The organism is Algoriphagus boseongensis (assembly GCF_004362805.1).
Taxonomy (GTDB): Bacteria; Bacteroidota; Bacteroidia; order Cytophagales; family Cyclobacteriaceae; genus Algoriphagus; species Algoriphagus boseongensis.
In genome coordinates this window covers 444,044-469,628 of the sequence record NZ_SNYF01000005.1, presented here as the reverse complement: position 1 = coordinate 469,628, position 25,585 = coordinate 444,044, and the positions used below count along the sequence as shown (strand labels likewise).

At 39.7% G+C, this 25,585-nt stretch carries 21 protein-coding genes; 15 read left to right on the top strand and 6 right to left on the bottom strand.

What is annotated here, in order from left to right:
* Nucleotides 1-6: 6 nt before the first annotated feature.
* On the bottom strand, nucleotides 7-1,944 hold the full coding sequence (gene dnaG / locus DFQ04_RS02090; protein ID WP_133552206.1) for a DNA primase: 1,938 nt from the start codon (nucleotides 1,942-1,944) through the stop codon (nucleotides 7-9).
* 154 nt (nucleotides 1,945-2,098) lie between these two features.
* Between dnaG and DFQ04_RS02085 the strand changes: the two genes are divergently transcribed.
* From DFQ04_RS02085 to DFQ04_RS02055, 7 genes are all read left to right on the top strand, one after another.
* Nucleotides 2,099-3,193, top strand: a complete 1,095-nt coding sequence (locus DFQ04_RS02085; RefSeq protein ID WP_133552204.1) for an Mrp/NBP35 family ATP-binding protein — start codon at nucleotides 2,099-2,101, stop codon at nucleotides 3,191-3,193.
* Between the two features lie 6 nt (nucleotides 3,194-3,199).
* Nucleotides 3,200-3,448 (top strand): NifU family protein, encoded by a 249-nt coding sequence (locus tag DFQ04_RS02080; RefSeq protein WP_133552202.1) that lies wholly within the window; start codon nucleotides 3,200-3,202, stop codon nucleotides 3,446-3,448.
* 71 nt (nucleotides 3,449-3,519) lie between these two features.
* Nucleotides 3,520-6,543, top strand: coding sequence for a M43 family zinc metalloprotease (locus DFQ04_RS02075; protein WP_133552200.1), 3,024 nt, complete (start codon nucleotides 3,520-3,522; stop codon nucleotides 6,541-6,543).
* A 121-nt stretch (nucleotides 6,544-6,664) separates the two neighbouring features.
* The gene (locus tag DFQ04_RS02070) at nucleotides 6,665-7,420 is read left to right on the top strand and encodes a PASTA domain-containing protein (RefSeq protein ID WP_133552198.1); all 756 of its coding nucleotides are present in this window, start codon (nucleotides 6,665-6,667) and stop codon (nucleotides 7,418-7,420) included.
* A gap of 4 nt (nucleotides 7,421-7,424) precedes the next feature.
* Nucleotides 7,425-9,263 carry a T9SS type A sorting domain-containing protein gene (locus tag DFQ04_RS02065; protein WP_133552196.1) on the top strand — a complete coding sequence of 613 codons (1,839 nt, stop codon included), beginning with the start codon at nucleotides 7,425-7,427 and terminating at the stop codon, nucleotides 9,261-9,263.
* 1 nt (nucleotide 9,264) lies between these two features.
* Nucleotides 9,265-9,561 carry a rhodanese-like domain-containing protein gene (locus tag DFQ04_RS02060; protein WP_133552194.1) on the top strand — a complete coding sequence of 99 codons (297 nt, stop codon included), beginning with the start codon at nucleotides 9,265-9,267 and terminating at the stop codon, nucleotides 9,559-9,561.
* A gap of 278 nt (nucleotides 9,562-9,839) precedes the next feature.
* Entirely contained in the window at nucleotides 9,840-11,048 is a 1,209-nt protein-coding gene (locus tag DFQ04_RS02055; protein WP_133552192.1) for a tyrosine-type recombinase/integrase, read from the top strand.
* Here DFQ04_RS02055 and DFQ04_RS02050 read toward each other — a convergent pair.
* On the bottom strand, nucleotides 11,045-11,473 hold the full coding sequence (locus DFQ04_RS02050; protein WP_133552190.1) for a hypothetical protein: 429 nt from the start codon (nucleotides 11,471-11,473) through the stop codon (nucleotides 11,045-11,047). The two genes, DFQ04_RS02055 and DFQ04_RS02050, sit on opposite strands and share 4 nt — an antisense overlap.
* A 153-nt stretch (nucleotides 11,474-11,626) precedes the next feature.
* Between DFQ04_RS02050 and DFQ04_RS02045 the strand changes: the two genes are divergently transcribed.
* The gene (locus DFQ04_RS02045) at nucleotides 11,627-11,896 is read left to right on the top strand and encodes a hypothetical protein (RefSeq protein WP_133552188.1); all 270 of its coding nucleotides are present in this window, start codon (nucleotides 11,627-11,629) and stop codon (nucleotides 11,894-11,896) included.
* A gap of 451 nt (nucleotides 11,897-12,347) precedes the next feature.
* Nucleotides 12,348-12,944 (top strand): hypothetical protein, encoded by a 597-nt coding sequence (locus DFQ04_RS02040; RefSeq protein ID WP_166637234.1) that lies wholly within the window; start codon nucleotides 12,348-12,350, stop codon nucleotides 12,942-12,944.
* A gap of 229 nt (nucleotides 12,945-13,173) precedes the next feature.
* Here the strand turns inward: DFQ04_RS02040 and DFQ04_RS02035 are convergent, their stop codons facing one another.
* The 4 genes from DFQ04_RS02035 to DFQ04_RS02030 all read right to left on the bottom strand — a co-directional run bounded on the left by DFQ04_RS02035 (nucleotide 13,174) and on the right by DFQ04_RS02030 (nucleotide 14,649).
* Nucleotides 13,174-13,842 carry a hypothetical protein gene (locus tag DFQ04_RS02035; RefSeq protein ID WP_133552184.1) on the bottom strand — a complete coding sequence of 223 codons (669 nt, stop codon included), beginning with the start codon at nucleotides 13,840-13,842 and terminating at the stop codon, nucleotides 13,174-13,176.
* A gap of 27 nt (nucleotides 13,843-13,869) precedes the next feature.
* The gene (locus DFQ04_RS18270; protein ID WP_166637233.1) at nucleotides 13,870-14,028 is read right to left on the bottom strand and encodes a hypothetical protein; all 159 of its coding nucleotides are present in this window, start codon (nucleotides 14,026-14,028) and stop codon (nucleotides 13,870-13,872) included.
* Nucleotides 14,029-14,128: 100 nt separating this feature from the next.
* Entirely contained in the window at nucleotides 14,129-14,296 is a 168-nt protein-coding gene (locus tag DFQ04_RS18265) for a hypothetical protein (protein WP_166637232.1), read from the bottom strand.
* Nucleotides 14,293-14,649, bottom strand: coding sequence for a hypothetical protein (locus DFQ04_RS02030; RefSeq protein WP_133552182.1), 357 nt, complete (start codon nucleotides 14,647-14,649; stop codon nucleotides 14,293-14,295). Before DFQ04_RS02030 ends, DFQ04_RS18265 begins: the two co-directional genes overlap by 4 nt.
* Before the next feature lie 183 nt (nucleotides 14,650-14,832).
* On the opposite strand from DFQ04_RS02030, the gene DFQ04_RS02025 reads away from it, so the two are divergent.
* The 6 genes from DFQ04_RS02025 to DFQ04_RS02000 all read left to right on the top strand — a co-directional run bounded on the left by DFQ04_RS02025 (nucleotide 14,833) and on the right by DFQ04_RS02000 (nucleotide 25,583).
* The gene (locus DFQ04_RS02025) at nucleotides 14,833-15,411 is read left to right on the top strand and encodes a hypothetical protein (RefSeq protein ID WP_133552180.1); all 579 of its coding nucleotides are present in this window, start codon (nucleotides 14,833-14,835) and stop codon (nucleotides 15,409-15,411) included.
* A gap of 117 nt (nucleotides 15,412-15,528) precedes the next feature.
* Nucleotides 15,529-17,112 carry a type I restriction-modification system subunit M gene (locus DFQ04_RS02020; RefSeq protein WP_133552178.1) on the top strand — a complete coding sequence of 528 codons (1,584 nt, stop codon included), beginning with the start codon at nucleotides 15,529-15,531 and terminating at the stop codon, nucleotides 17,110-17,112.
* Nucleotides 17,112-18,398 carry a restriction endonuclease subunit S gene (locus tag DFQ04_RS02015; RefSeq protein ID WP_133552176.1) on the top strand — a complete coding sequence of 429 codons (1,287 nt, stop codon included), beginning with the start codon at nucleotides 17,112-17,114 and terminating at the stop codon, nucleotides 18,396-18,398. The genes DFQ04_RS02020 and DFQ04_RS02015 overlap by 1 nt, the downstream gene beginning before the upstream one ends.
* Before the next feature lie 4 nt (nucleotides 18,399-18,402).
* Entirely contained in the window at nucleotides 18,403-21,090 is a 2,688-nt protein-coding gene (locus DFQ04_RS18405; protein ID WP_133552174.1) for an McrB family protein, read from the top strand.
* A gap of 4 nt (nucleotides 21,091-21,094) precedes the next feature.
* Nucleotides 21,095-22,351, top strand: coding sequence for an McrC family protein (locus tag DFQ04_RS02005; RefSeq protein ID WP_133552172.1), 1,257 nt, complete (start codon nucleotides 21,095-21,097; stop codon nucleotides 22,349-22,351).
* A gap of 10 nt (nucleotides 22,352-22,361) precedes the next feature.
* Nucleotides 22,362-25,583 (top strand): type I restriction endonuclease subunit R, encoded by a 3,222-nt coding sequence (locus DFQ04_RS02000; RefSeq protein WP_133552170.1) that lies wholly within the window; start codon nucleotides 22,362-22,364, stop codon nucleotides 25,581-25,583.
* The last annotated feature ends 2 nt before the right edge of the window (nucleotides 25,584-25,585 follow it).

The window sequence follows — 25,585 nt, the reverse complement described above, 5'->3', positions numbered from 1 at the left end:
TTTGGATTAGCCAATCACTATTCCCAGTTCTTTGTCAATTTCAAGCTGCACCTTTTTTAACTCAAAAAATACTTGTTGCAATTCAAATATCTTATCCGAATCCTCTCCTGCTTCCTCCCCCAATTTGATTTTATTCTTCGCTTCCTCCAGCATCTTATGGATTAACCTGCGCTTCAGTCTTAATATGCTCTTAAAAGCTGTTGCAGACAAATCATCTGATTCCCTGTTGATAAAAATTTGAAAGCGCTCATGCCAATGGGTGCTGACCTCGTGTCTTGGGGTGACCAGATCGATGATGACTTTCTTAACCTCCGGATCTGAGTGACCAATAAAATATTCAATACTTGGGATTTCTCCCTTGGCAAGCTTAGAGCGGTATTCAAATAGAATTTTCTTGAAAATCGGAGTTTTAAAATCAACCTCCTGAGTCTCTTCCAATAGATATTGGGATAACAAGAAATCTTCCTCACCCAGCTTTTCCAATCCATAATTGATTAAAAGCCTTACCAATTCCTTTTCCTGGATTTCCAAAACTTCATCCAAGGAAATCGCTTGGGGCTGAATCGGAATTAGTTCTTCAATTCTCTCCTCTGCCTCTTTTTCTTCTTGAGCTTTCTGAAATCTGTCCTTTTGGCCTTTTAACAAAGACTTATTGAGCTCAGCGAAAAGAATCTCTTCCTCAATCTGCAATAAGCCTGAAGCCTCTTTGGTGTATACCGAGCGAATAATCGGATCTGGAATTTTGCCTATGCTTTGAACTACTTCACGGATAATCTCAGCGCGTCGAATCGGATCTTTTGCTATTTCATCCTGATAAAGCCCAATCTTAAATCCAATAAAATCCCGGCTATTGGCTTCTAAATAATCTTGAAAGGCCTGCGAGCCAACTTTTCTGGAATAACTATCAGGATCCTCTCCATCTGGAAAAACAACAGCCTTGACATTCAATCCTCCTTCAAGCAATAAGTCTATCCCTCTCAAAGAAGCTTTGATCCCTGCCGAGTCACCATCATAAAGCACAGTGACATGATTGGTAAATCGCTTGATCAACTTGATTTGCCCTTCCGTCAAAGATGTACCGGAAGATGCCACCACATTCTCGATTCCCGAAAGGTGCATAGAAACTACGTCCGTGTACCCCTCTACCAAGTAGCAATTATCCTGATCTCTGATCGCCTTTTTTGCCTGAAAGATCCCATAAAGCACATCGCTCTTGTGGTAAACTGGGGTTTCAGGCGAATTGATGTATTTAGGCTGATTTTTATCCTTGGTAAGAATCCTCGCGCCAAAAGCTATGGGTTTGCCACTGATATTGTGTATCGTGAACGTTACCCGATTCCTAAAGCGATCATACAATCGGCTTGGATCTCCTTCTTTTTGAAGGACTAATCCAGCTTTTAACAAAATATCTTCCTGAAAACCAGAAGACTTAGCCTCTTTGAGTAAATTATCCCATCCATCAAGAGCATATCCCAAATCGAATTTTTGGATGATCTGGGGAGTAAATCCCCTTTCCTTGAAATAGCTCAAGCCAATGGATTTACCTTCTTCGGTATTTAGGTTTTTGACGAAAAAATCCTTGGCGAAATTCAGGGCTATAAACAAACTCTCCCTTTCGTTTTGCTCTTGGTTTTGCTCAGGGGTAAGCTTTTCATCCTCCTCTACCTCGATCCCATACTTCCCTGCCAAATGCCGAATTGCTTCCTGGAAGCCAATCCCTTCAATATCCATGATGAATTGAATAGGGTCACCGGCTTTCCCACATCCAAAGCACTTGTAGATTTGCTTGGCAGGAGAAATGGAAAATGATGGAGTTTTTTCCCCATGAAAAGGGCAACAAGCCCAGAGGTTCTGTCCCTTTTTCTTCAATTGGACATAGTCTCCCACTACTTCCGTAATATCGGCGCGTTCTTTAACTAAATCGGAGGTATGCTTGCTGATCATAAGATGGGGAGAGAGCAAATTTATACGCTGAGATCGGAAAAGGAAGAAGAATCTTTAGAACTATTCAATTCCTTTTTGAGTTTGACAACTAAGAAAAATAGGGTTTTTCTAAGCGACAATCTTAGGTTACCTTGCGCAAAAATTAAAGAACTACATGCTTTTGACAGCAGAAGATATCAAAAAGACACTTTCAAGAGTTCAGGATCCAGATCTGAAAAAAGATTTGGTGACCTTGGGAATGATCCAGTCCATTCATATTGAAGGCAAAAAAGTAAGCTTTAAAGTAGTCCTTACTACTCCAGCCTGTCCGCTTAAAGAGGTAATTAAAAACAATTGCATGGAAGCATTGGAAGAGGACTTTGGAAAGGAATGGGAATGGGACATTTTTATGACTTCACAGGTCACCACCGTGAGAGATGCTGCTCCTATTTTGCCAGAAGTAAAAAACATCATAGCCATAGCATCAGGGAAAGGAGGAGTAGGGAAATCTACAACCTCAGTCAATCTTGCAGTGGCCCTTGCTAAATCCGGAGCAAAAGTTGGACTAATCGACGCAGACATTTCTGGACCTTCCATTCCTACCATGTTTAATGTGGAGGGAGAGCAACCTGCAGTGAAAAAAGTGGGGGATAAAAATGTAATTATTCCAGTCACTCAATATGGAGTAAAGCTCATGTCTATTGGTTTTCTTACTCCAACAGAAAGCGCTGTGGTTTGGAGAGGTCCAATGGCGAGTTCTGCACTTAGGCAGTTTATATCAGATGTAGAATGGGGTGAATTGGATTATTTACTCATCGATTTGCCTCCTGGTACTTCTGATATTCACTTGACCATGGTACAAACTGTTCCGGTTACAGGTGCGGTAATTGTGACAACACCTCAAAAAGTTGCCCTAGCAGATGCAAATAAGGGTCTTTCTATGTTCAGACAGCCACAAATTAACGTTCCTGTCTTAGGTGTTATTGAAAATATGGCTTATTTTACGCCGGAGGAATTACCTGAAAACAAATATTATTTATTTGGAAAAGAAGGGGGTAAAAAACTGGCCGAAAAGTATCAGGTCCCGTTTTTAGGAGAAGTTCCAATCGTTCAAAGTATTCGGGAAAGTGGAGACACTGGATATCCTGCAGTTTTGAAAGTTGGACCTACCCAAGACGCCTATCTTGAACTTGCAGAATCTGTTGCAAGACAGATTGCCATCAGAAATGCCTCAGCCGATAAAACAACTATTGTAGAAGTAAAAGCATAAGTATACATGGAAACTGGACTACGAGAAAAAATAGAATTTGCATTGGATACAATCAGACCTTATTTGGAAGCTGATGGTGGAAATGTCCGAATTGTAGAGCTGACCGATGATTTTGTCCTTAAAATTGAAATGACCGGAAACTGCGGCTCTTGCCCCATGTCCTCAATGACTTTGAAAGCGGGTGTGGAAGAAGCGATCAAAAGAGCAATTCCTGAAATCACCCGAGTAGAAGCAGTAAACCTCACTTTAGCCTGATTAGTATTCCCTGAATGAAAACAGGCTTCCGATCCCTCCTTATTTCGTCATTTTTCCTTTTTGGTTTTTTGATGACCCCAATTGCCTTTAGCCAAAAAATAGAGCTAAAGGCATTTGATTCTTCTTTTGTGTCCTCCTCATCCAAATCACATTCTCATTCTGAAAAATGCGGACATACCGTTTTGGAATCCATGTTGGAAAAGGAAATGGGCTTTTTCGGAAGCAAGGATTTTTTTGAAAACTGGATTGACAAGAAAATTGAGGAAAAAAGAAACGCTCCTCAATTCTTAAGAACTCTTGAGGAAGAGGTGAGGAAAATTCCTGTTGTAGTTCATGTAATTCATAATGGAACTCCAATTGGGTCGGGAACCAATATTCCAGATTCTCAAATTCTTGATCAGATTAGAATCCTCAATGAGGATTTTAGAAGGCTGAATGCGGACGCAAACAGAACACCTGCGGAATTTTTACCGGTTGCAGCAGATTCCAAAATTGAATTTGTTTTAGCTAAGCAAGATCCAAATGGGCTACCTACCACGGGTATCGTAAGAATTCAAGGCCCCAAATTGACTTATGCACCTGAGGATGCTACCTTAATTGGTCAAGTCTCCCAATGGAATCCTAGTGAGTACATGAATATTTGGGTAGTGCCTTTGGTTTCTCCATACATTGGATATGCCTCATTTCCAGTTTCAGATTTACCAGGATTAAATTTTTCACCAGTACCTGCCATTACTGACGGTGTGACCATTGACTACAGATTTTTTGGTTCAATAGGAAATGCAATTGCTGCATCAAAAGGTAGAACAGCAACTCATGAAGTTGGACATTATTTTGGCCTGAGACATATCTGGGGTGACGGAGGCTGCGGAGTGGATGATTTTGTAGCTGATACTCCTGAGCAAGACAACTCAAATACCATCTGTAACGCAAATCCTTCAAGATTCTCCTGCGGTTCTCAGGATATGATCCAAAACTATATGGATTATACGCCGGATGCCTGTATGAACATATTTACCAAAGGTCAGGTAGATCGATTCAATGTGGTATTAGCCAATAGTCCAAGAAGGGTCACTTTAGTAAATAACCGTGCTACCCAAGAGCCCCAACTTCAGGACAGAGACTTGGCGATAGTCAGAATTATCGAACCTTCAACCGCAATTTGTGACTTAACTTTCTCCCCTTCCATCGAAGTAGGAAATGCTGGTAAATTAAATATCACTTCTGCAAGGATAGAGTTAATCAGAAATGGATCATTAGTAGAAAGCAAACTGGTTTCCACCAATCTCAAAACAGGTGAGGCCGCAACAGTAGTTTTCCAGCCGATCACTGTGCCAGCTACTGGATCAAATGAATTTACTTTCACCATCACTCAGGTAAATGGCCTCCCAGATCAAAATGGAGAAAACAATACCCGTACCTCCAGACCAATTATTCAGGGAGAGATCCAATTACCTTACACCTACAACCTTTCAGCATTTCCGGGTGATTGGATAGTCCAGAATTCGGACCAGAGCTTCACATGGGAAAAAACAAATATTACCGTTTCAGGTCAGGCACAAGAAGCTATTTTCGTGAGAAACTACGAATACAACGGACCTGGGGCCTTAGACTTATTTTATTCTCCGGCTATTGATTTGACAAAGTATCCGAATGCACAATTGGTGTTTGAGGTAGCTCATGCCCCATATGACCAATCTGGTTTTCAAGATCAGTTGATTGTTGCTGTTTCTCAGGATTGTGGACAAAACTTTGATATTGCAGGAGCCAAATACAACAAATCAGGAACAAGACTCCAAACTTCCAATCCTACATTGGATGAATTTATCCCTGTGAATTCAAATCAATTCCGACTTGAATTAGTCAACCTATCCAAATACAAGGATTTAGGAAAAATCAGGGTGGCCTTCATTAACAACAATGCCTACGGGAACAATATTTATATCCGAAATATCAGAATTCTTCCAACTGAGGAATTTAAATATGAAGTGGGTATTACCCGACTTGTAGCACCAGAACCAATCAACAGCGGAGATCACCAAGAAGAAGAAATAGCTTTAAAAAACACCGGGAACCTTCCTGTAACTGGATTCTTCTTTACAAGAACTACGAATTCGGGGGCAGCTCAAACTTTCGTAGCTAGTGGAACAACACTAAATCCAGGAGATGAAATCACAGTTGGGTTAAACAACTCCACGGCTGATGGAAATAATCGTCTTGCCTATCGATTGAGCGAACCAAATTTTGATCAAAATGCTGACTCCTACCCTACTTTCACCAGATACATTGTGGAAAGTAATCGAAGAACAGAGGTTCCGTGGAGACAAAATTTCAATAGTAGCACTGACCTTACCCCATGGACCACTGTAAACACAGAATCAAATGGAGTAAGCTGGACTATAAATCCTGTTTCTACAGGAAGCGGTCCAAATAACGTGGCAAGATTGAGTACTGGAGTAGACGGAAACTCCTACTGGTTAGGTACACCAATTTTTGATTTGTCGCTAAGTAGTCAAGCCAGTATTTTCTTTGATATTGCGGCAGGTCAAGTTAACCCTCAAACCAAATTAAGAGTATTGGCAAGTACAAATGGTGGTACTACCTATACCCAAATTTGGTCAGCGACTGGTGCAGAACTTTCCACAGTCACTGTAGGAGAAGCCAATCCATCCGCTCCGGGTGATTATAGAAGAAAGTATGTGAACCTGACAGAATTTGCGGGCTCAGGTAAAAATAACATCCGACTGGCCTTTGTCCTTGAAGTTAAAGGTTCTGGCAACAGTCCTGTTTATTTGGATAATCTGGAGCTGTTTTTAAGTGCAAACCCAGATCCCGTCATTCCTGGTGAAGGAAGTACCGTATTATTCCCTAACCCGACTAGTGGCAATTTCAATCTGGCCTTTAATCTTCCAAGAAGGGAAAATGTGAGAATTCAGATTATTTCTTCCACAGGGGCCATCATGCAGGACGTCCTTTACGATGGAACGCTAAACCAGACTTATACTTTTTCCAGAGAGCTTTTTGCTCCGGGGCTATATATCCTAAAAATCAATTCCGAGACCCTTCAGGAATTAAAACGATTGATCATAAATTAACTTAAAACAAGCCGAAGCAAACCCTTCGGCTTGTTTTTTGTACTTACTGGTTTTGAAATAAGAATTAAAAATTCCACGGATTTTTAATATTCACCTTATCTTTCAGGTACAAATTTTACCCATGAGTTCAAGCATAAGTTCCTTCAAGAAAATTATTGTCACCATCCTGATCATCTTCGGGCTATCGGTACTGTTAGGCTTTTTGTTTTTAAAAATCTACTTACCCCTTTACACCAATCATGGTGAAACTGTGTCCGTACCGGATCTTTCAGGTTACACTTTCGAGGAAGCAAGCAGCTTACTTGAGTCAACTGGACTTCAGTACGAAGTGTCAATAGATTCAGGTTTCAACGCTGAATTACCTACCCATGCTATTCTAAAGCAGATCCCGGAAGCCAATGCGCAAGTTAAGAGTGGTAGAAAAATCTATCTGACGCTTAATGCACAAAATGCACCCATGCTCAAAATGCCAAACTTGGTCAATTCACTTTTGAAGAATGTGCAAGAAACTTTGGCGAATATGGGTCTACAGCGAGGAGACATAATTTATGTTCCAGATATCGGGATCAATGTTGTCTTAGAACAGCGATACCGAGGAGTCAGCATTCCTGAAGGCTTTGAGGTTCCCAAAGGTGCTCGTATAGATTTGGTTGTAGGCGATGGACTTGGAAATCAATACCTACAAGTCCCAAACTTGATAGGAATGGGTGAAGATGAGGCAGAATTTGTTATTTTAGGTTCAGGCTTACGGGTTGGAAATAAGAATTTTTCCTCCAATGATACCATTCCTGCCGGTAAAGTTTTTCTACAAACTCCAGCAGCAGGTCAGGAAGTAAAAACCGGAGAGCCTATCGATATTTGGATCTCTAAGGATTGAAATTTTGAAACGAGGTAAACTACTTTTCATTTGTGCCGTGTTCTTGGGACTCCTATTCGGGAATCAGTTTCCCGTTTTTTCCCAGTTCAAGGAAATTGCACCGATCGAAAAAATAAAATTCAGACCTCAAGATTCTTATTCAAACTTTCGAACTCAGGCAGGAAATCTCGTCCCATTTTGGGATGACTTTTCCAAAGGAATTGATACCTTAAAATGGGTACTTGGCGGAGTTTCTTACACTGAAACTATAGGAAATCAGGCCCCATCGATCGGAATGATCCTTTTTAATGGGGTAGATGAAAATGGACGACCTTACTCCAACCAGATTAGAGATATTGGAGAAAGCGATTTTCTTACCAGCAAACCATTTGACCTAAGTCTCCTTACTTCAGCTGAAAAAGACAAACTCTATTTGAGTTTTTATTGGCAGGCCGGAGGAAAAGCAGAAGCACCGGATATCAATGATGAATTGACTTTACAAGTCTTTAAACCTGATGAAACCTGGCAAACCATATGGTCTCAATCAGGCGGAAATCAAGTTGACAGAACTAAATTTTTCCAGGAAAACCTCCAAATTTTACCGGAATGGCAACACGCCGATTTTCAGTTTAGATTCATCTCTCAAGGAAGAAAAAGTGGTCCTTTTGATAGCTGGCTGATCGACTACGTGTATCTCAACACTTTGGCTACTTCAGCAAAACCTACTTTTCCTGACCGGGCTTTAACTCAAACCAATCAGTTTAGAATCGGAGATTATGGAGCCTATCCTTTGGAATTAATTGGAAAGTACCAGAAAGGAGAATGGAGTACCGTCAAAAATGAATTTCTAAATCTTGAAAACAGATTTCGGGCTATGGAATATTCCATTTCCGTTATTGATTCATCTGGCAGACTTCAAACCAGTATTAATCAAAACACCCCATTCAATCCGGTCCCAAATGCCCTGGAAAGAAGGACTTTCGTAAGCCGAACTTTTGAGGAAATCACCATTCCAAGCGAGGAATCTGATCTTTTCTTTTTAAGCTCACTTACCTCCGGAGATGGCCTACTATTTACAATAGCCAATGGAGATACTACCCGATATGCTCAGGTGAATTTTGCTGATAATGACACTGTTCGAACTCAATTTCCCCTTCGGGATTTTTTTGCCTATGACAATGGATCAGCTGATTATTCCGCGGGAATAAATCAAAAATCAGGACAGTTGGTGGTGAGCTATTTTACTCCTGAACCAGTTTTTTTAAAAGGAATATCCATCAATTTCACTAATCCAAGCCAAGCCAATCAAGCTATAGATCTTGTGGTTTACGAAGACCTTTCAAGAAAACCGATTTTTGTAAAGGAAAATGTCATTCCAGTAAAAAGCCCCGGTGAAGACTTCCTTTACTTTTCTTTAGATACCAATCTTAGGGTTTCGGACGAATTTTTTATAGGATTCACCCAATTCACCAATGACTTTATCCATGTGGGTTTGGACAAAACAAATGACTTAGGGGATAAAATTTACTACAATATTGGAGGTGGCTGGGTGCAAAATGAGGAGGTGAAGGGATCTCTGATGATTAGACCACATGTATCTATCAATCAGCCATTTGAGGAAGCTATAATTCCTGAATCTGGATTTAGAATTTATCCCAATCCTGTTCAAAACCTCCTGACCATAGATGGGGAATTCGAAGATCTTGTAATTTATGATTCTTACGGTAGACAGATTTTGTTACCACGCGAAAGCCGTCTTCAAGGGGAAATTGTTAACTTTGAAAATCAAAAGCCCGGAATTTACATCATCAATGTAATTTCAAGCACGGGAATTCAATCTTTTAGAATTCAAGTCAGCAAATAGCATGGAAGATATCACCGTAAATGAGTTAAAGCATCGGATTGAAAATGGAGAGAAATTTCATTTTCTGGATGTGAGAGAGGAGTGGGAATATGAGGAGGATAATTTGGGAGCAGACAATATTCCACTCGGAGAACTACCCCACCGTCTTCAGGAACTGGAAGAGCTAAAAGATGAGGAACTAATCATCCATTGCAGATCTGGAGCCAGAAGCGGAAACGCAAAAAAATTCCTGGAAGGAAAGGGCTTTACCAAAGTCAGGAATGTATTAGGTGGCATCTTAGCCTACAGAGCATTATAATTCAAATCCCGAATCGAAAAAATTCGGGATTTTTTTATTGCTACCTATCCAAAATTACTTTTTGAAGGCATAAAAAAAGTCATCCGATTTCTCGGATGACTAATGTGGGCCCAGCTGGGCTAATACAAATAACTACTAATTCAACAAAAACAGCCTATACGCTACAAAAACACGCTTTTTTTGTTCTTTTTTTTTACTCTAATGTTTATTTATAGACGTTATTTTTACACTTTTGCGTACAAACTGTCCGTAAAACAGGCCGTAAACTGTCCGTAAAAATGAAAACAAAAATCTACCTAGATTCCAAGCTGGATAAAGAAGGAAAGGGCCAGCTGTTTTTTTACATTATTGGATCAGGAAAAAGGTCAAAACTATACTCTGGAATAAAGGTAAATCCTGACAACTGGAAAAATGGACTAATCTCGTCCCGAGAACCATACCACGACTTAAGCAATGCTTTGCTTCAGGCAAAATTTTCGGCGCTAAATAAATTGATTACTGAGCTCAAGATCCAAGCAAAGGTTTTGGAGCCAGAAGAAATCAAGGAATTGTTTCTACAACGGTTGGAAAAAAAGCAGCATGAATCCGAACCGGGAAAAACCCGACTAATTGACTACTTGGATTATTGTAGAACCAAATACACAGGAGTAAAAAAGGAAAGCACCCTGCGAGCAATCAAGCAGGTTCAGGGAAGGATTCAGGAATACGATCAAACCATTTGCTTAGAAACGATTGATCATCAGTGGTTGGTTGGGTACTGCAAATTTCTGATTCAGTCAGGTATTCAGGATTCCACAATCAAATCAAGGCATCTAAAGGAAATCAAATTTGCTTGCCGTGAAGCCCTAAGAAATGGAATCCCCGTATCTGTTCAGGTGGAGAACTTCACTTGGAAGATCAACGAAAAACAACCCTTTTACGCAACCTGGGAGGAAGTGGAAGCAATTTCCGCAATACAGGATTTTGTGCGGCCTATCCAGCAGAAAATACGAGATCTGTTTATCCTATCTTGCTATACTGGATTAAGGATTTCAGATTGGAACCAAATCAACAAAGACAACCTATTTGAACAGGCTGGGCAAAAAATGCTCAGGGTACAAGTCCAAAAGACCGGGTTTGATTATGCTATTCCTTTACAACCACAAGTATTGGAAATACTGGTCCGATACAACTACCAAATCCCGACATATAGCCAACAAGAATTTAATCGGGAAATCAAAAAGGTAGCACAAACAGTCGTAAATGGTCAGGCTTCAAAAGTCAAGTTTTTTGCTAGAAAAAGGGTATCTGAAAAAATACCCAAGCATAAATTCTTTTCTAGCCACACAGGAAGGAGAACCTTTGGTAGAAGATATTTGGACAAGGGAGGTTCCTTGGTGATCCTTTGCAAAATTTTCGGACAAAAATCTACTGAAACCACTATGAAATATCTTGGCTACCAGCCACAGGAAGTAGTGACTGAATTCCAGAAGGTTTTTGGTAATTAACTTTTAGAAATTAACGATTTGTAGAATTCCACTTTATCATCGAGTAATTTGACTCGCTGCTGAAGTAATTCCATTTGTTCTTGAACGATCTGGAATTCCCTAGGTGAAACCCCCGCAACCACTTCGGACTTTCTTTCCTCTTTCTCCTCCAAAATTGGCTTAACACCAAACAAAAGGTATTTTAAACTAATGCCGAAAGACTCATTCAATGCTGCTAAATGCTCCGCATTGGCATAATACGGTTTGGCATTTTCATCCCCAGATAGGAATTTCCGCATTCCCGTGATCCGTTGCGCCCGAAACCCTGTGACGCTTTCAAACTCCACCACCGTTTTAAGTCTTCCAGAATCAAGGAGATAATCCAGCGCATCGATGAAGTTTTGTGTGATTTGAAATTTACGATTTTCCTGATTTTCTGAATCCATATTTAAAATCTGATTTACAATGATTTAAAAAAAATTTTTGACATTTTTTTTCATTCACATCTTACGATTAATGATATTATTTTACTTTTATAGTAATTATTTTAACGATTAGCGTTTTTCTCTTTATGTATTAATGATTTCAGAATTAAATTTATGGAAGAAAATAACGAAAACCCAGAGAAATTCTTCACAATCCCACTGCTCAGACATCTTAAAAATCAGCTTCCGAAGCACTATTACAAACAATTTAAAGGCGAGTGGGGAATTCGGCATAAAAAGGAACCTGCTCCAAGCAGACAACTTGTATATGCAGTTCTGAATGGTAATTGCGACAATGACAAAATCATTGAGATTTTAATTTGGGTAGTGGAAAAACGAATGGAGCTAAAAAAAAGGCTTCAATTAGCTACTGACTGGCAATGAATAAACAAATCCAACAAATAATAATTGGCTGGACATTGTCAGAATTACATCAGTTCTGGAACAAGGTTGATAGGCCAAAATGCATTTCCAGGGGAATTAAATTCATAGGAATTTTTGGAAAGAAGAACAAGAAGAAGTTCTCCCGAGGCTTAGAAACAGAGTCCTCCACGTATTTAAAACCAAAGGGTCAGAAATAATGCTTTGTGGAGTTAAGTTCAATTTGGATTACTCTGCGATCAATCAATTATTGAAAAACCAAAACATTGAGTTCAAATCATTGGTGAATCTGGAAACTTCTGAAGTTGATAGAACTAGAATTTGGACTGATCGAGGTATGACAATTTTGATTAAAAGCCCTGGTTACGGAATTATCAAGGGAAGCCTACACAAATTTAAAAATGGTGGAAGGCACAACTATGATGATTTCCGGTGGTGCCAAGTATTTCAGGCTATGGATGATTTATCTGAAACTCTTGGCCTGAATGTTCGACACTTGAAGCTTATCAATTTGGAATGGGGCGTAAATATTAAAACCGAAATCCCTCCAAAGGAAATTCTTACTGGCTTAGTGATGCACAAAAAGAAGCGATTTGAAAAAATGTATGTTAGTCCGGGGACGCACTATGTCTGCACCCATAGCCAAGTCAGTATTAAAATCTATGACAAAGGATCGCAAAACCGTCTAGCTGAAAATATCATGCGTATTGAAATGGCAGCTAATAGATCCGTGTACATCAATAACTTGGGAATAACTACCCCTAATGATCTTAAACACCAAGACATTAGAGTCAACCTTCAAAATTCCCTTCTCTATGGTGGATGGGGGGATTTGCTTCTAATCGAGCCTAGCTTAATTCATTACTGCCACTTAAACAAACAAGTGCCAAAGAGGATAAGTAAATGGGTAAATCCGATTTATTGGCTAGAATCTGAAAATTATACCCGATGCTATCAAAGGAAAGAATATGATGAATTTAGGCTTTTAAATGGGTTTGACACTAAGGAAAAAATCTCCCAAGCGATCTTAGATAAATACAGGGAATTGTAACTGATTTACACCTAGTATGTACTGTAAATCAGTTACAATAACCTTCTAAGCTAAAAAGCTTCTTTATCGTTTACCGCTTCGGGAAGGAAAATATTTTCGGGACTAAATTTAATTAGATTCTCTATACTTGAATTTAGCACTTTGCTTAGATTGATAGAGGATAGCACCTATTTTGAAAAACGGCTGTTATCGGCAAAGGCTATTACTTTTATCCAATCGTTGTTGGCCATTAGTTTTGTTGGTCAAGTTCTTTCATATCATCTTTCATTGAACAAAGCATATGCTCTGACTCTGCGGCTTTTAGTTGTTGCATAGGTTTCGGCATTTCTTTGATTTCAATATATTTTTTTCTGGAAGCACCTTGTTCCACATATCCTTTCTCTTCAAGGATTTCCATTCCTTTTCTTGCTCCAGCATGCAAATAAATCTTGTCAGGTTCAATGTTTAGGTGTGATGCTATTCTCATTGATGTGTCATAAATGGAAAGTTCGCCAAATCCTTTTACCTTACACTCAGTCACTATTTGGTAAATTTCGTCAAAAGTTCTGGCTTTAAGGATGTCATTCATTCTCTTAATCATGTTGTTTCTGACTTGTCTTGAAACCTCATAGGGAACCCCTCTTTGGTTGCCTTCCTTGTCAAGAAAAACTTCTTGATGATTGTGTCTTATGAAATATTCTATCCCGTTGTTTGTCAGCTTGAAAATCCCGTCTGCTGCGTGAACTATTACTTCTGTCAGGTTGGGTAATTCTTTATAGAAGCTTAGATACCTGTCCAAATAGTCAGAATGAGTTTCAAAGAAAAAATGTGTTGTGATGTTGTTACCATCTTTGTCACGGTACTTCCAAAACTTATAGCCTTCTGTCTTGTATTGATTAATCAATTCTTCAAGTGTCATTTTGATTTGTATTTTTTAGCCTTATTGTTATTTCTCTACTTTATAAGCATTTTTGAAGTTTGCCAGCTCTCCGTTGTACTCCTCAGTCAAAAGCTCCTTCTCCTTAAACCAATCAATCAACTCCTTCGATTTGGTGTCTTCCAAATTCAAGTCGTAATAGTGCACGGAAAGCTCTAGTTTTTTCACAAGTGATGAAGCTGTTGGTAAAGCAACTTTTTGCAGGATTAAGAACACTTCCAGCTTGTTATTGAATCTAACCTCATCCTATTCCTTTTTTCAATAAATCCTAGCCTTGCACAACCGGGCTTCGAGTTAGCCTGTATTTTGACAAATCAGTATTTTCCAAAAATGCATCAATCAACTTCGCTTCTTCTGCTGTGATTTTTTTTGTGGTCAGTTTATCTGATGTAACTTCCTGCTCCCCATTATTTTTTTGTACCCTATTCTTCTTCATTGCTTTAGTGGTTTATCATCAGACTCTACATGGAATAAACTCCAATTACTTTCATTGCTATACTTGAACACAAGGCTGTATCGCTTTTCTTCAAAGGGAATTCCCAATTGAATGCAATCTCCAGAATGAGGAATTAAATCAAAATCAAACGCCTCTGAACTATTCAAATCACGCTCAATTTTTGCCGCTAATAACTCAATGCTTGATTCTTCGACAACGTATGGAACTATTGCTTCTCCAACCACAAAGACTGGATTATTGGTCCTTGATGACAGGTACTTCCAGAAGGATTTGGGAACTACTCCAGCTTCGGGGCAACTACAACATTTAAAGTCTTTTCCTTGAACACACATTGAAAAATCAGTTTGTTAAAAAAAGGATATCAGCATAAAAAGATGCCTAATGACTAATATAAGCAAAACTTCTTTTTCTGATAATTTAATCAGAATTAATCAACGTTGATTTTAGTGATTTTGGTATATTATACTCTTAAAAACAGATATTTCAAGGTTAACCTTCTCTAACAATTTAGGCAAATGAGGAAGAGTACTACCCAAATAATCGAATCTCTACCTGCACTTAGGACTTCTGATTTGAAATATTGGGAGACTGTTTCAAATCAATATTTATCCGGCAGGGATAATTCCCTTCTTCCTTATTGGGTCACTTATGAGCTATCAAGTGAGGGATTGATCCTGAATTATTACCTGAATGGATCTCAATCCGAACAGTTCATTGAAATTCTATTTGAACCTTCAAATTTGGGGATCGGGGATGTATGGTATTTTTCCTGTCCTGCTTCTGGAAGGAGATGCAGGAAGTTGGTTCTTTGGAAAGGAAAATTCGTTCATCAATCATCTATTGATCATGTGTTTTATAGACAACAGACCCAAAGTCTGCCTGAAAGAACTTCCAAAAAATGGATTAGGAAGTATGGTAAGTATTTGGAACTGCTGAGCCAACAGGAGAAACCCTACTATAAGCCCACCTACGCTGGATATTCTACCAAACTGGCCGTAAGGGCTACCCAAGCCCTCCACCGATATGCCATAGCAATACAGAACCAAAATGAGGTCTGGGCATGGTTTGGTCAAAAACCTAAGAATCAAGGATAATTGATAGTCCTACCAAATTCCATCAATTTTTAGGCTGCCTCCTATCCTATTTTTATTGGTTAATTGGTGATTTCAAACTAAATTTTGCATCTAATATTTTTATCTGATTTTTAACACATGACCCAATCCGACATCAAAAACCTGGAGAAAGAACTCTGGGATGCTGCCGATGAACTTAGAGGTAACTCCAAACTAACCGCTGCTGAATACAAAGACCCTCTACTTGGATTAGTGCTGCTACGCTTTGCACAGAACCGCTATGAGGATGCCAAAATCGAAGTGGAAAAGAAGCTCCCAATCAATCCACGAACAGGTGAAAAACGGGAACCTACCAAGGATGACTTTGCAGCCGCAGGAGCAATCATGCTTCCTGATAAGGCCAAATATGATTACTTGGTGGCATTGCCTGAAAGCGAGGACATCGCTGAGGCTATCAACAATGCCATGAAGCTGATTGAAGCGGAGTACCCTGATCTTGCAGGCATTCTTCCTAAAAGCTATCAGGAGTTTGACGCCAAGCTTTTGCGAGACTTAGTACGGGTATTCAATTCGGATGCCGTCAAGCATGCTAAGGGTGACGTATTCGGTAGAATCTATGAATTCTTCCTAATGAAGTTTTCCATGCAGGGTGCAGGCGCTCAGGAAGGTGGAGAGTTCTTCACGCCCCCTTCTTTGGTGAATCTGATTATCAACTTTATCCAGCCCAACCATGGGATCATCCATGATCCGGCTTGTGGCTCTGGCGGTATGTTTGTCCAAACGGCCCATTTTATCAAAAGTCATGGTGGCAATCAATCGGTAAATGAGGCGATCACCATTTATGGCACCGAACTGAAAAGCAACAACGCCAAACTGGCGAAGATGAACTTGGCAATACATGGGATTGAGGGAAAGATTCAGGAAAGCAATAGCTTCTATACCAACCCTTTCAACCTGACAGGAAAGTGTGACTTCGTGATGGCTAACCCGCCATTCAACGTAGATAAGGTGGATGCCAAAAACAAGTTCCTAACCGAAGATGACCGACTTCCTTTTGGAGCTCCCCTGACAGGTAAGGGTACCATTGGCAATGGAAACTACCTGTGGATGCAGTATTTCTACTCGTACCTTAATCCAACAGGCAGAGCAGGCTTTGTCATGGCATCCTCCGCTACGGATGCAGGCAATGCCGAAAAGCTGATCCGTCAAAAGTTGATCGAAACAGGCGCTGTCGAATGCATCGTGTCTGTGGGCAACAACTTCTTCTACACCCGAAGCCTACCTTGTCATCTGTGGTTTTACAACAAGGGCAAAAAGCCTGAAAATAAGAACAAGATCCTGATGATCGATGCCCGGAATGTGTACCGCAAGGTAAGTACGACGATCAACGACTTCACCGAGGAGCATCTGGAAGGCCTGACCGCCTTAATCAATGCCTTCAGAGGCGATGAGCTGGGTGTAAGCCCTGACAACACCTGGTTCAATGAACACTTCCCTGAAGGCAAATACCAAGATGTGGAAGGGCTCTGCAAGGTGGTGGACTTAGAAGAAGTGATCGAGCAGGATTATAGCCTTACACCCGGACGCTATGTGGGAGTAAGTATAGAGCTGGATATGGACTTTGACTACCAAAGAAGAATCAGGGAAATTCATGCTGAGCTTGCAGATTTAAATCAGGAATCCAATAAGCTTATGTCGCAAATCCAATCGATAGAATTATAATGAAAGGTTGGAAAGAAATACCATTTGGCGATCTAGCTACTTTTAGAAACGGTCTCAATTTCAAAAATGACAGCCATGGAGATGGTTGTTATATTATTGGTATCCCTGATTTTCAAAATCATTTCAGACCTGAATACTCAACTTTAGGGCAGATTAACCCGCTTGGCATTGTAAAAGACCAAGATTATCTTGAAAAAGGTGATATTTTATTTGTCCGGTCAAATGGCAATAAAGACCTAGTAGGTAGAAGTTTATTTATTGACAAATCTATCAAGGCAGTTTTTTCCGGATTTTGCATTAGAGCTCGAATTGAATCTGAAAAAGCAATACCATTATTTATAGCATATTTCACCCGAACAAGTGATTTTAGATCCCTAATTTCTGCGGGAGCTGGTGGAGCCAATATCCAAAACCTAAATCAAGGAATACTAAGTAGGGTTAAAATCAATCTCCCCCCTCTACCCACCCAGCGCAAAATAGCAGCCATCCTTTCGGCCTATGATGACCTGATCGAAAACAACCTCAAGCGCATCAAGCTACTGGAAGAAAAAGCCCAACTCACCTATGAGGAGTGGTTTGTCCGAATGAAATTCCCTGGGTATGAATCCATGGTGTTTGAAGAGGTAAATCTAAATGATCTTGCACTCTATTTTGGTAGAGGAGTAACACCTCAATATGAAGAAGGTAGCGGATTTTGGGGGATCAATCAAAAAGCAAATAAGGGGTCCAACCTTGAAAAATCACATTTTAAAGAATATAAAAAAGGTGACTGGGTCCCATCAGAAAGATTTGCCAAGAATGGGGACGTTTTACTTAATTCATTAGGAGAAGGTACAATTGGAAGATGTCATTACTATAAATGGGAGAGTGATGTTTACCCAGTTGATCAACACATGACAATCTTTAGAGGGAAATCTCCTGAAATTTCATTATTTATCTATCATTTATTAGCATCTGAGCAAGGTCAAGGAATTTTAAACTCTTTGAAAAAAGGTGGGACCAATATGACGATGTTAAATATTGGTGATTTGCGAACTATTAAAGTGAATGTCCCAAAAGCTGAAATTCTTCGGGATTTTTATGAAAAGGTTGAAATACTATTTAATCAAAAATCAAACCTAGAATATCAAAACCAACTACTTAAAGAAGCCCGAGATATCCTTCTCCCCCGCTTGATGACAGGGATGATTGATGTAGATTCTTTGGATCTTTCGGCTTTTGAGAAAGGAGATCAGGAGGAGATGTTGATGGCAGCGGAATCGAAAGGGGGCTATAAAAAAGACTGAGCTTATGAAAAAAGAAGATATTGATAGGTTAATCCCTGAGGAAGAATTCCAGAAAATCATTCATGAAAAGGAGTTCTATTTTTCAAAAGGTCGAGAAGCATTGCAAAGATGGCTAGACCTAAAGGTATCCGATCAGTTAAAAGAGGATCTTATTCGCCTTTCTGGTGATTATACTCAATTTCAGGAAATCGCTGAGCTTGATCCCGAAATAGCCAAAATCAAGGACTTGCTCTTTGAGATTATTTCATATTTGGATAGCCACGCTAAAGACAAAATCAAATACAACAAATATCCTGACAAGAGAACAGTTGCAAGAGCAAGTGTTCGCATGGGATATTGGGTGGATGGCTTGGTCAAATTGAAATTTAAAAATGCTGAAATCACTGGACCGTCAATTATTAATGCTTTCTATTACATCCTTTTACCAGAGGAAAACTCTCCACTTTTAAGTGAATCAATGAGGGAAGCAGTTACAAAAAACCTTTTCAAGCGCCCCTATAACCCAAAGAATTTTGTTTTAGATCTAAAAGAGTACTTTGAGAAGTTTGATCTAAAGGTGGAAAATCCAGAAAACTACACCCTATTGGCATCAAGCTTTCTATACAAATTTTACAGCGAATGGGGTGAGCAAGTTATTGGCTTAATGGCATCTGATGGGACAGGATGGCACGAAGAGGAACTCTATTTGGAGAGTAAATATTCAGGACTGATTGTTTGGAACAGTAGTAAACCAGTTGGAGGAAACGAAACATTAAATTTCCTACATAAAATAAACAATGAAGGAAACACCTTCCCATTGTATGTTTCAAGTGGAAATCTTGTTAGATATAAAATAGAAATCAGTGACTTTGTAGTAAATCAAAAGGAACTTGAACTAGTAAATTGGGATATTTCAAAAATCAAATACTACCACAATAACTTCTCTGAATACAAGGACTCCGATGGGAAGAAAAAAGCCAAAATCGTATTCCTTGCAGAATCAATAACCAAATTGGAACCTATTCCTGTTTCAAATTTTAAATTTTACAAAAATTTCCAAAAACCAGTTCACCATAATTTAGCACCAATTAAATGGATTCCAGACGGCGAAAAATCAATTGAATTAGAAATTCCAAATGATAAAGAAAAGCAAGTGAATTCTCCTCTCAATCAAATCTTTTTTGGTCCACCCGGCACCGGAAAGACCTACCGCACCATCAATGAAGCACTTCGGATTTTAGGAGTAGATGCCCAAGACACTCAAAGAGAACAACTCAAGGAAGAGTTTGATAAAAGGGTTGCAGCTGGTCAAATTGTCTTTACCACATTCCATCAAAGCATGAACTATGAGGAGTTCATTGAAGGGATCAAACCAAACTTGGATAATGGGGATATTGATGAAGAAATCAACACTGAAATCGAATACGTCATAAAGCCTGGAATATTCAAGCGCATTTCTGAGAGAGCTAGAAATAGTATAAACAGTCAGTATTCATTTGACGACCTATGGAATGAGTACTACAATAATTTGATTAGTAAAGGAGCTGTTGAATTCACATCTGTTTCAAGTGAATTAAAACTAGAACCATCTGAATCTAAAATAGAAAGGCTTGGGGTCCGATTTAAGAAATCCTACGACCCTGATGCAGCTGAAGGAAAAAAAGTTTTTCCTGTAAGCAAAAACATCATAAAAAAGCTTTTTGACAATCAGATCGATGCGACAGAATCCAATGCGAGACAAGAAATCAGAGCTATTGTTGGAGGAGGAAGAGCAACGACGTATTATGCTGTATATAAATCCTTTTACGACTTCGTTTCATCAAAAGGCAAGCTTAATTCAAAGAAGCAGAACTATGTTTTAATCATCGATGAAATAAATAGAGGTAATGTATCTCAGATTTTTGGGGAACTGATCACCCTGATTGAAAAGGATAAACGATTGGGAAAGGAAGAAGAACTGAAAGTGACACTACCCTACAGCCATGATAAATTCGGTGTTCCAGATAACCTTTACATCATTGGAACAATGAATACGGCTGACCGAAGCGTGGAGGCTTTAGACACTGCACTAAGGCGAAGATTTAGCTTTAGGGAAATGCCACCGATACCCGAACTCCTAGAACCGACCTTGATGCTTCAGCGGCTTTGGTTGAAATATGAGGACTTACAATGGGATGACCCAAAATGGATTTCAGTAGAAAAAGACTTCCTTGAGTTGCATAAGGCAAAAATCACCAATCGAAAGGCTTATGAATTATTGGAACAGGAAAATGATTTGAATCTTTTGCCTATCCGATTCAAAGAGTTGATCCAGTTTGAAGGCATTAACTTGGAAATTCTATTAAAAACTATAAACCGAAGGATTGAAAAGCTCCTAGACCGAGATCACCTTATCGGTCATAGTTATCTGATCCAAGCTTATTCTTGGGCCGAATTGGAGAAATCCTTTTACGAAAACATCATCCCTTTACTTCAAGAATACTTTTATGGGGACTATGCCAAAATTGGGGCTATTCTGGGTGAAGGATTTGTCAGAAAACAAGATGATAACCTAATCGAGTTTGCATCCGGATTTGAGGCTGAAATCGACAATGAACGAGTCATTTATCAAATCATCGATTACAGAGAAGGCTACCCAGGAAACCAATACAAACAACCCGATATGACCTTTGAGAAGGCCATACTCAAATTAATGAATCTACCTATAGCATAGACCTTTGGCAACTGGGAGACAACATATCAAAGTATTTGAGCATCAGTCCATTTTTCTGAATCAGAAATTTGAAGATGATGTTGTGTTCGATTCTGACAAATTTGACAGTCTGGTTAAATTTTTCGGGAAAGGTGTACCCTATTATTCTCTGATTCGAAATGGAATCCGTTTCAATGAATTCGTTGGAGCGCTCCAGGTAGGAAATCTTCTAATCAGTGTTCTTCCCAAAGCTGATAAATACCAACAAGAATCCACGGATGAGAAGGATAAATGGAATTCCATTTTGGTAGATATGCTCAGAGTAGTGCATGGATTTGAAGTTAAAGCCCCTAGTACTTCCCATATGAAGGTAAAGAATAACACTGTTTTGGATCTATACTTTGAGATTTTTGTATCAGAGGTGGAGGCACTCCTGCACAGGGGACTAGCTAAGAAGTATAGACAAACAGAAGGGAATTTAAATGCACTTAAGGGAAGCATTCAGTTTAGTAAACAGATAAGTAAAAACTCCATCCATAAGGAGCGATTTTACACCCGACATACCACCTATGATGTAGAGCACCTGCTCCATATCATTCTGTATCGGACCCTGCTGCTTCTAAAGCGAATCAATACCAATACAGCACTTATCGGACGGATTAATGCACTGACATTAAACTTCCCTGAAATGCCTGATCGAAAGATAACGGAGGCTGATTTTGACAAAATAGTACTTAACCGGAAGACGCAGGATTATCAAAAAGCTTTGGAAATCGCACGGCTTATTCTCCTCCACTACCACCCAGATTTGACTAAAGGTCGGGAGGATGTTCTCGCTTTGATGTTCGACATGAATTTACTTTGGGAGAAATTTGTCTTGGCAAGCCTTAAAAAAGACTCTGGCCTAAAAGCCAGAGGACAGGACAGCAAATCTTTTTGGCAACCTGATACGGGATATAAAAGAAACATCAGGCCTGATATCACTATTGAAATCGGGGAAGAAAAATATGTCATCGACACCAAATGGAAGTTGGTTTCGACAGAGCCATCCATGGATGATTTAAGGCAGATGTATGCCTACCATCATTACTTTGGGGCAGATAAAGTTGCGCTTTTATATCCTGGTAAAAACCCTTATTTCAAGGGAACATTTGTCCCACTTGATAAGGAGGAAGAAAAGGACAAAGTGGTGGAATGCGGACTTTTGTTCAGTAAGGCCGAAACCTCAGTAAAGAATTGGCAAAATAGCATCAGGGAAATGGTAAATACTTGGGCAAAATAATTTTTTAACAATGAGCTACGAATACTCAGAAGACGGATTGATTGAAGAAGCAACCCAACAAGTTCTTGAAGAGCTGGGCTGGAAGGTTGTCACAGCTTGGAAGAAGGAGAACTTTGGTGAAGATGGTTTGCTGGGAAGGGATAATAAGTCTGAAGTTATCCTTTCCAGACACCTTAGAAAAGCCCTGACCAAACTAAACCCTGACCTCCCCCCTACGGCCTATGATCAGGCTATTGAACAAATTTCACAGAAAGTTGCAGACCAATCTCTGGGGAGGATCAACAAGGAAAAGTCTGAGCTTTTAAAAAATGGCGTTCCGGTAAGCTACACCAATGATAAGGGAGAATTGGTCAAGAAGAAGCTAAAGGTCTTTGATTTCAAGGATTACGGATCAAATGATTTCTTGGCTGTAAGACAATTTGAGGTATTAGGTGAACTTTACCTGAGAAGGCCTGATGTTGTCTGCTTCGTCAACGGAATTCCATTGGTATTTATGGAATTGAAGGCACACCATACCGATCTTCAAAATGCATTCAATGACAACTTAAGGGATTATAAGGATACTATAGCCCATATTTTTAATTGCAATGGCTTTATCATCTTGAGTAATGGAACAGACGCTAAGGTGGGGACTATCACTAGCCCCTTCAAGTACTTCCTTGACTGGAAAAGAATTGAAGAAGATGAAGAAGGGGTAGTCAGTCTTGATACTGTATTACGGGGTACCTGCGCCCCTCATCGCCTCTTGGATATAGTTGAAAACTTTTTACTCTTCGATGAATCAAGAGGAGATGTAATGAAATTAATGGCTAAAAACCACCAATACATCGGTGTCAATAAGGTTATTGAGAATGTCAGAAACATAGAAAGCCTAAGGGGTAAACTTGGGGTGTTTTGGCATACGCAAGGCAGTGGAAAATCCTATTCCATGGTTTTTCTCTGTGAAAAGATCCATAGAAAGCTGGGAGGTTCTTACACGTTTCTGATTGCGGTCGACAGGCAGGAATTGGAGAATCAATTATATGACACCTTCTCTGGGGTTGGTGTAGTGAACGATAAGTCAATTGTAGCGGGTAATAAATCTGGAATTACAGGACGGGACCATTTAAGGGAGTTACTTGCCCAGAACCACAAGTATGTATTTAGCCTAATCCATAAGTTTTCTATCGACCCAGAAAAGGAAAGCGAATATCCTCTGATCACTGATAGAAAAAACATCATTGTTATTTCTGATGAAGCTCACAGAACCCAAGGAGGCACCTATGCACGAAACATGCGTTTTCATGGACTTCCAAATGCTTCTTTTCTTGGCTTTACAGGAACACCAATCATTAAGGATGAAGAAGAGTTAACCAAAAATATTTTCGGTGAATATGTCTCTGTTTATGATTTCAAGCGAGCTATAGATGATGAAGCCACCCTCCCACTGAAATACATTAACCGAGGAGAAAAATTAAATATCGATAACCCGGAGCTAGATGAGCAAATGGCAGAAATCCTAGAGGATGAGAGTCTGGATGATGACCAAAAAAGAAAGCTCGCCTACATGTTCCAAAAGAACTATCCAATCCTTACAGCAGAGCCAAGATTGGATGCTATTGCAAGGGATTTGGTTTGGCACTTCAATGAAAGGGGATATCAAGGGAAAGCAATGTTCGTTGCTTTGGACAAGCCTACTGCGGTAAGAATGCATCAGTTAGTGCTGAAATATTGGCCCGAATATCTAGCAGAACTGGACAAACAGATCAATGAATCAAACGATCCACAGGAAGCGCAGGAACTAAAAAGGAAATATGAAAAAGTTCAATCGACCGAAGTTTGTGTTGTCGTCAGCAGCGAACAGAATGAGGTTGATAAATTCCGAAAGATGGGTCTTGATATTGAAACCCACAGACGGAAAATGGTTGAGCGTAACCTTGAGAAGGAATTCAAAGACCCAGAAAACCCATTTCGCCTAGCCATTGTATGTGCAATGTGGATTACTGGCTTTGATGCTCAATGCGTATCGACGGTTTACCTTGACAAACCCATCAAAGGACATACGCTCATGCAAACCATCGCAAGAGCTAACAGGGTGTATGATGATATGAAGGAGAATGGGCTTATAGTTGACTATGGGAATGTCTATGAACAACTTGAAAAGGCGTACTCTATCTATGGAGAAGGAAGCAAAGGAAACGGTCCAAACGGCAATGATGGTGGAAAAGGTCAGAATAAACCAGTAGAGGAATTAATTGCACTAGAGGAAGAACTAAAGGAGGCAATCAAGAAAGCAGAGAACTATCTATTGACATTGAACTTCAAGCTTTCCGAATTGATCAATGCCCAACCAATGCAAAAGCTGGGTAAGATCCGAGAAGCCGGAGACTGTGTCAACCTTAATGAAACAACTCGAACCACCTTCGAGATGATGGCAAGAAACGTTTTCAGGAAGTTTAAAGCCCTTTATCCCGAGGAACAAGTAAAACCCCACGTCAAGCAACATAATGCTATTGAAGCCATTTATGGCCTTTTAAACCAAAAGACAAAAAGTGCGGACGTGATTGAAATCATCAAGCAACTTCAGGAGGTAGTTAGCGGAAGCGTACTATTGGTGGATGAGGTTGCAGAACCTAATGAAGAAGTTTATGTGGATCTGAGCAAGTTGGATTTCGACAAGCTTAAAGCTGCATTCCAAAAAGCACCACGGAAGAATACGATTACCTATGATCTCCAGCAGGCGATAGAAAAGAAGCTTGAGCAAATGCTGAAGGAAAATCCATTGCGGCTTGAATTTTACGACCGATACAAAGAGATCATTGACGAATATAACAATGGTAAGTCGCTAGAAAACACAGTAAGAGCATTCAATAAGCTCACAGACTTTTTGGCTACGCTCTCGGATGAAGAGCAAAGAGCTGTTCGTGAAAACCTTGTAGATCAAGAAGCATTGGCAATATTCGACCTGCTAAAGGAGGGAAAAGAACTTGGCCCTCAGGATATGAAGGAGGTCAAAAAGGTAGCCCAACAAACCCTTGAAAAGCTTAAAGCGGAAAAACTGAAAATCGACAGGTGGCGTGAAAGCCGCCAAATCACAGCACAGGTCAAAGGTATAATTTACGACAACCTCCTGTGGCTTCCCCAGGAAGCATACAGTGACGAGGAAGTCAGCCTAAAAACAGTCAGCGTTTATCAGCACATCTACACCAATTACTATGGTGGAGGGAAGAGTGTGTATCAGAGGAGATCCTAAAT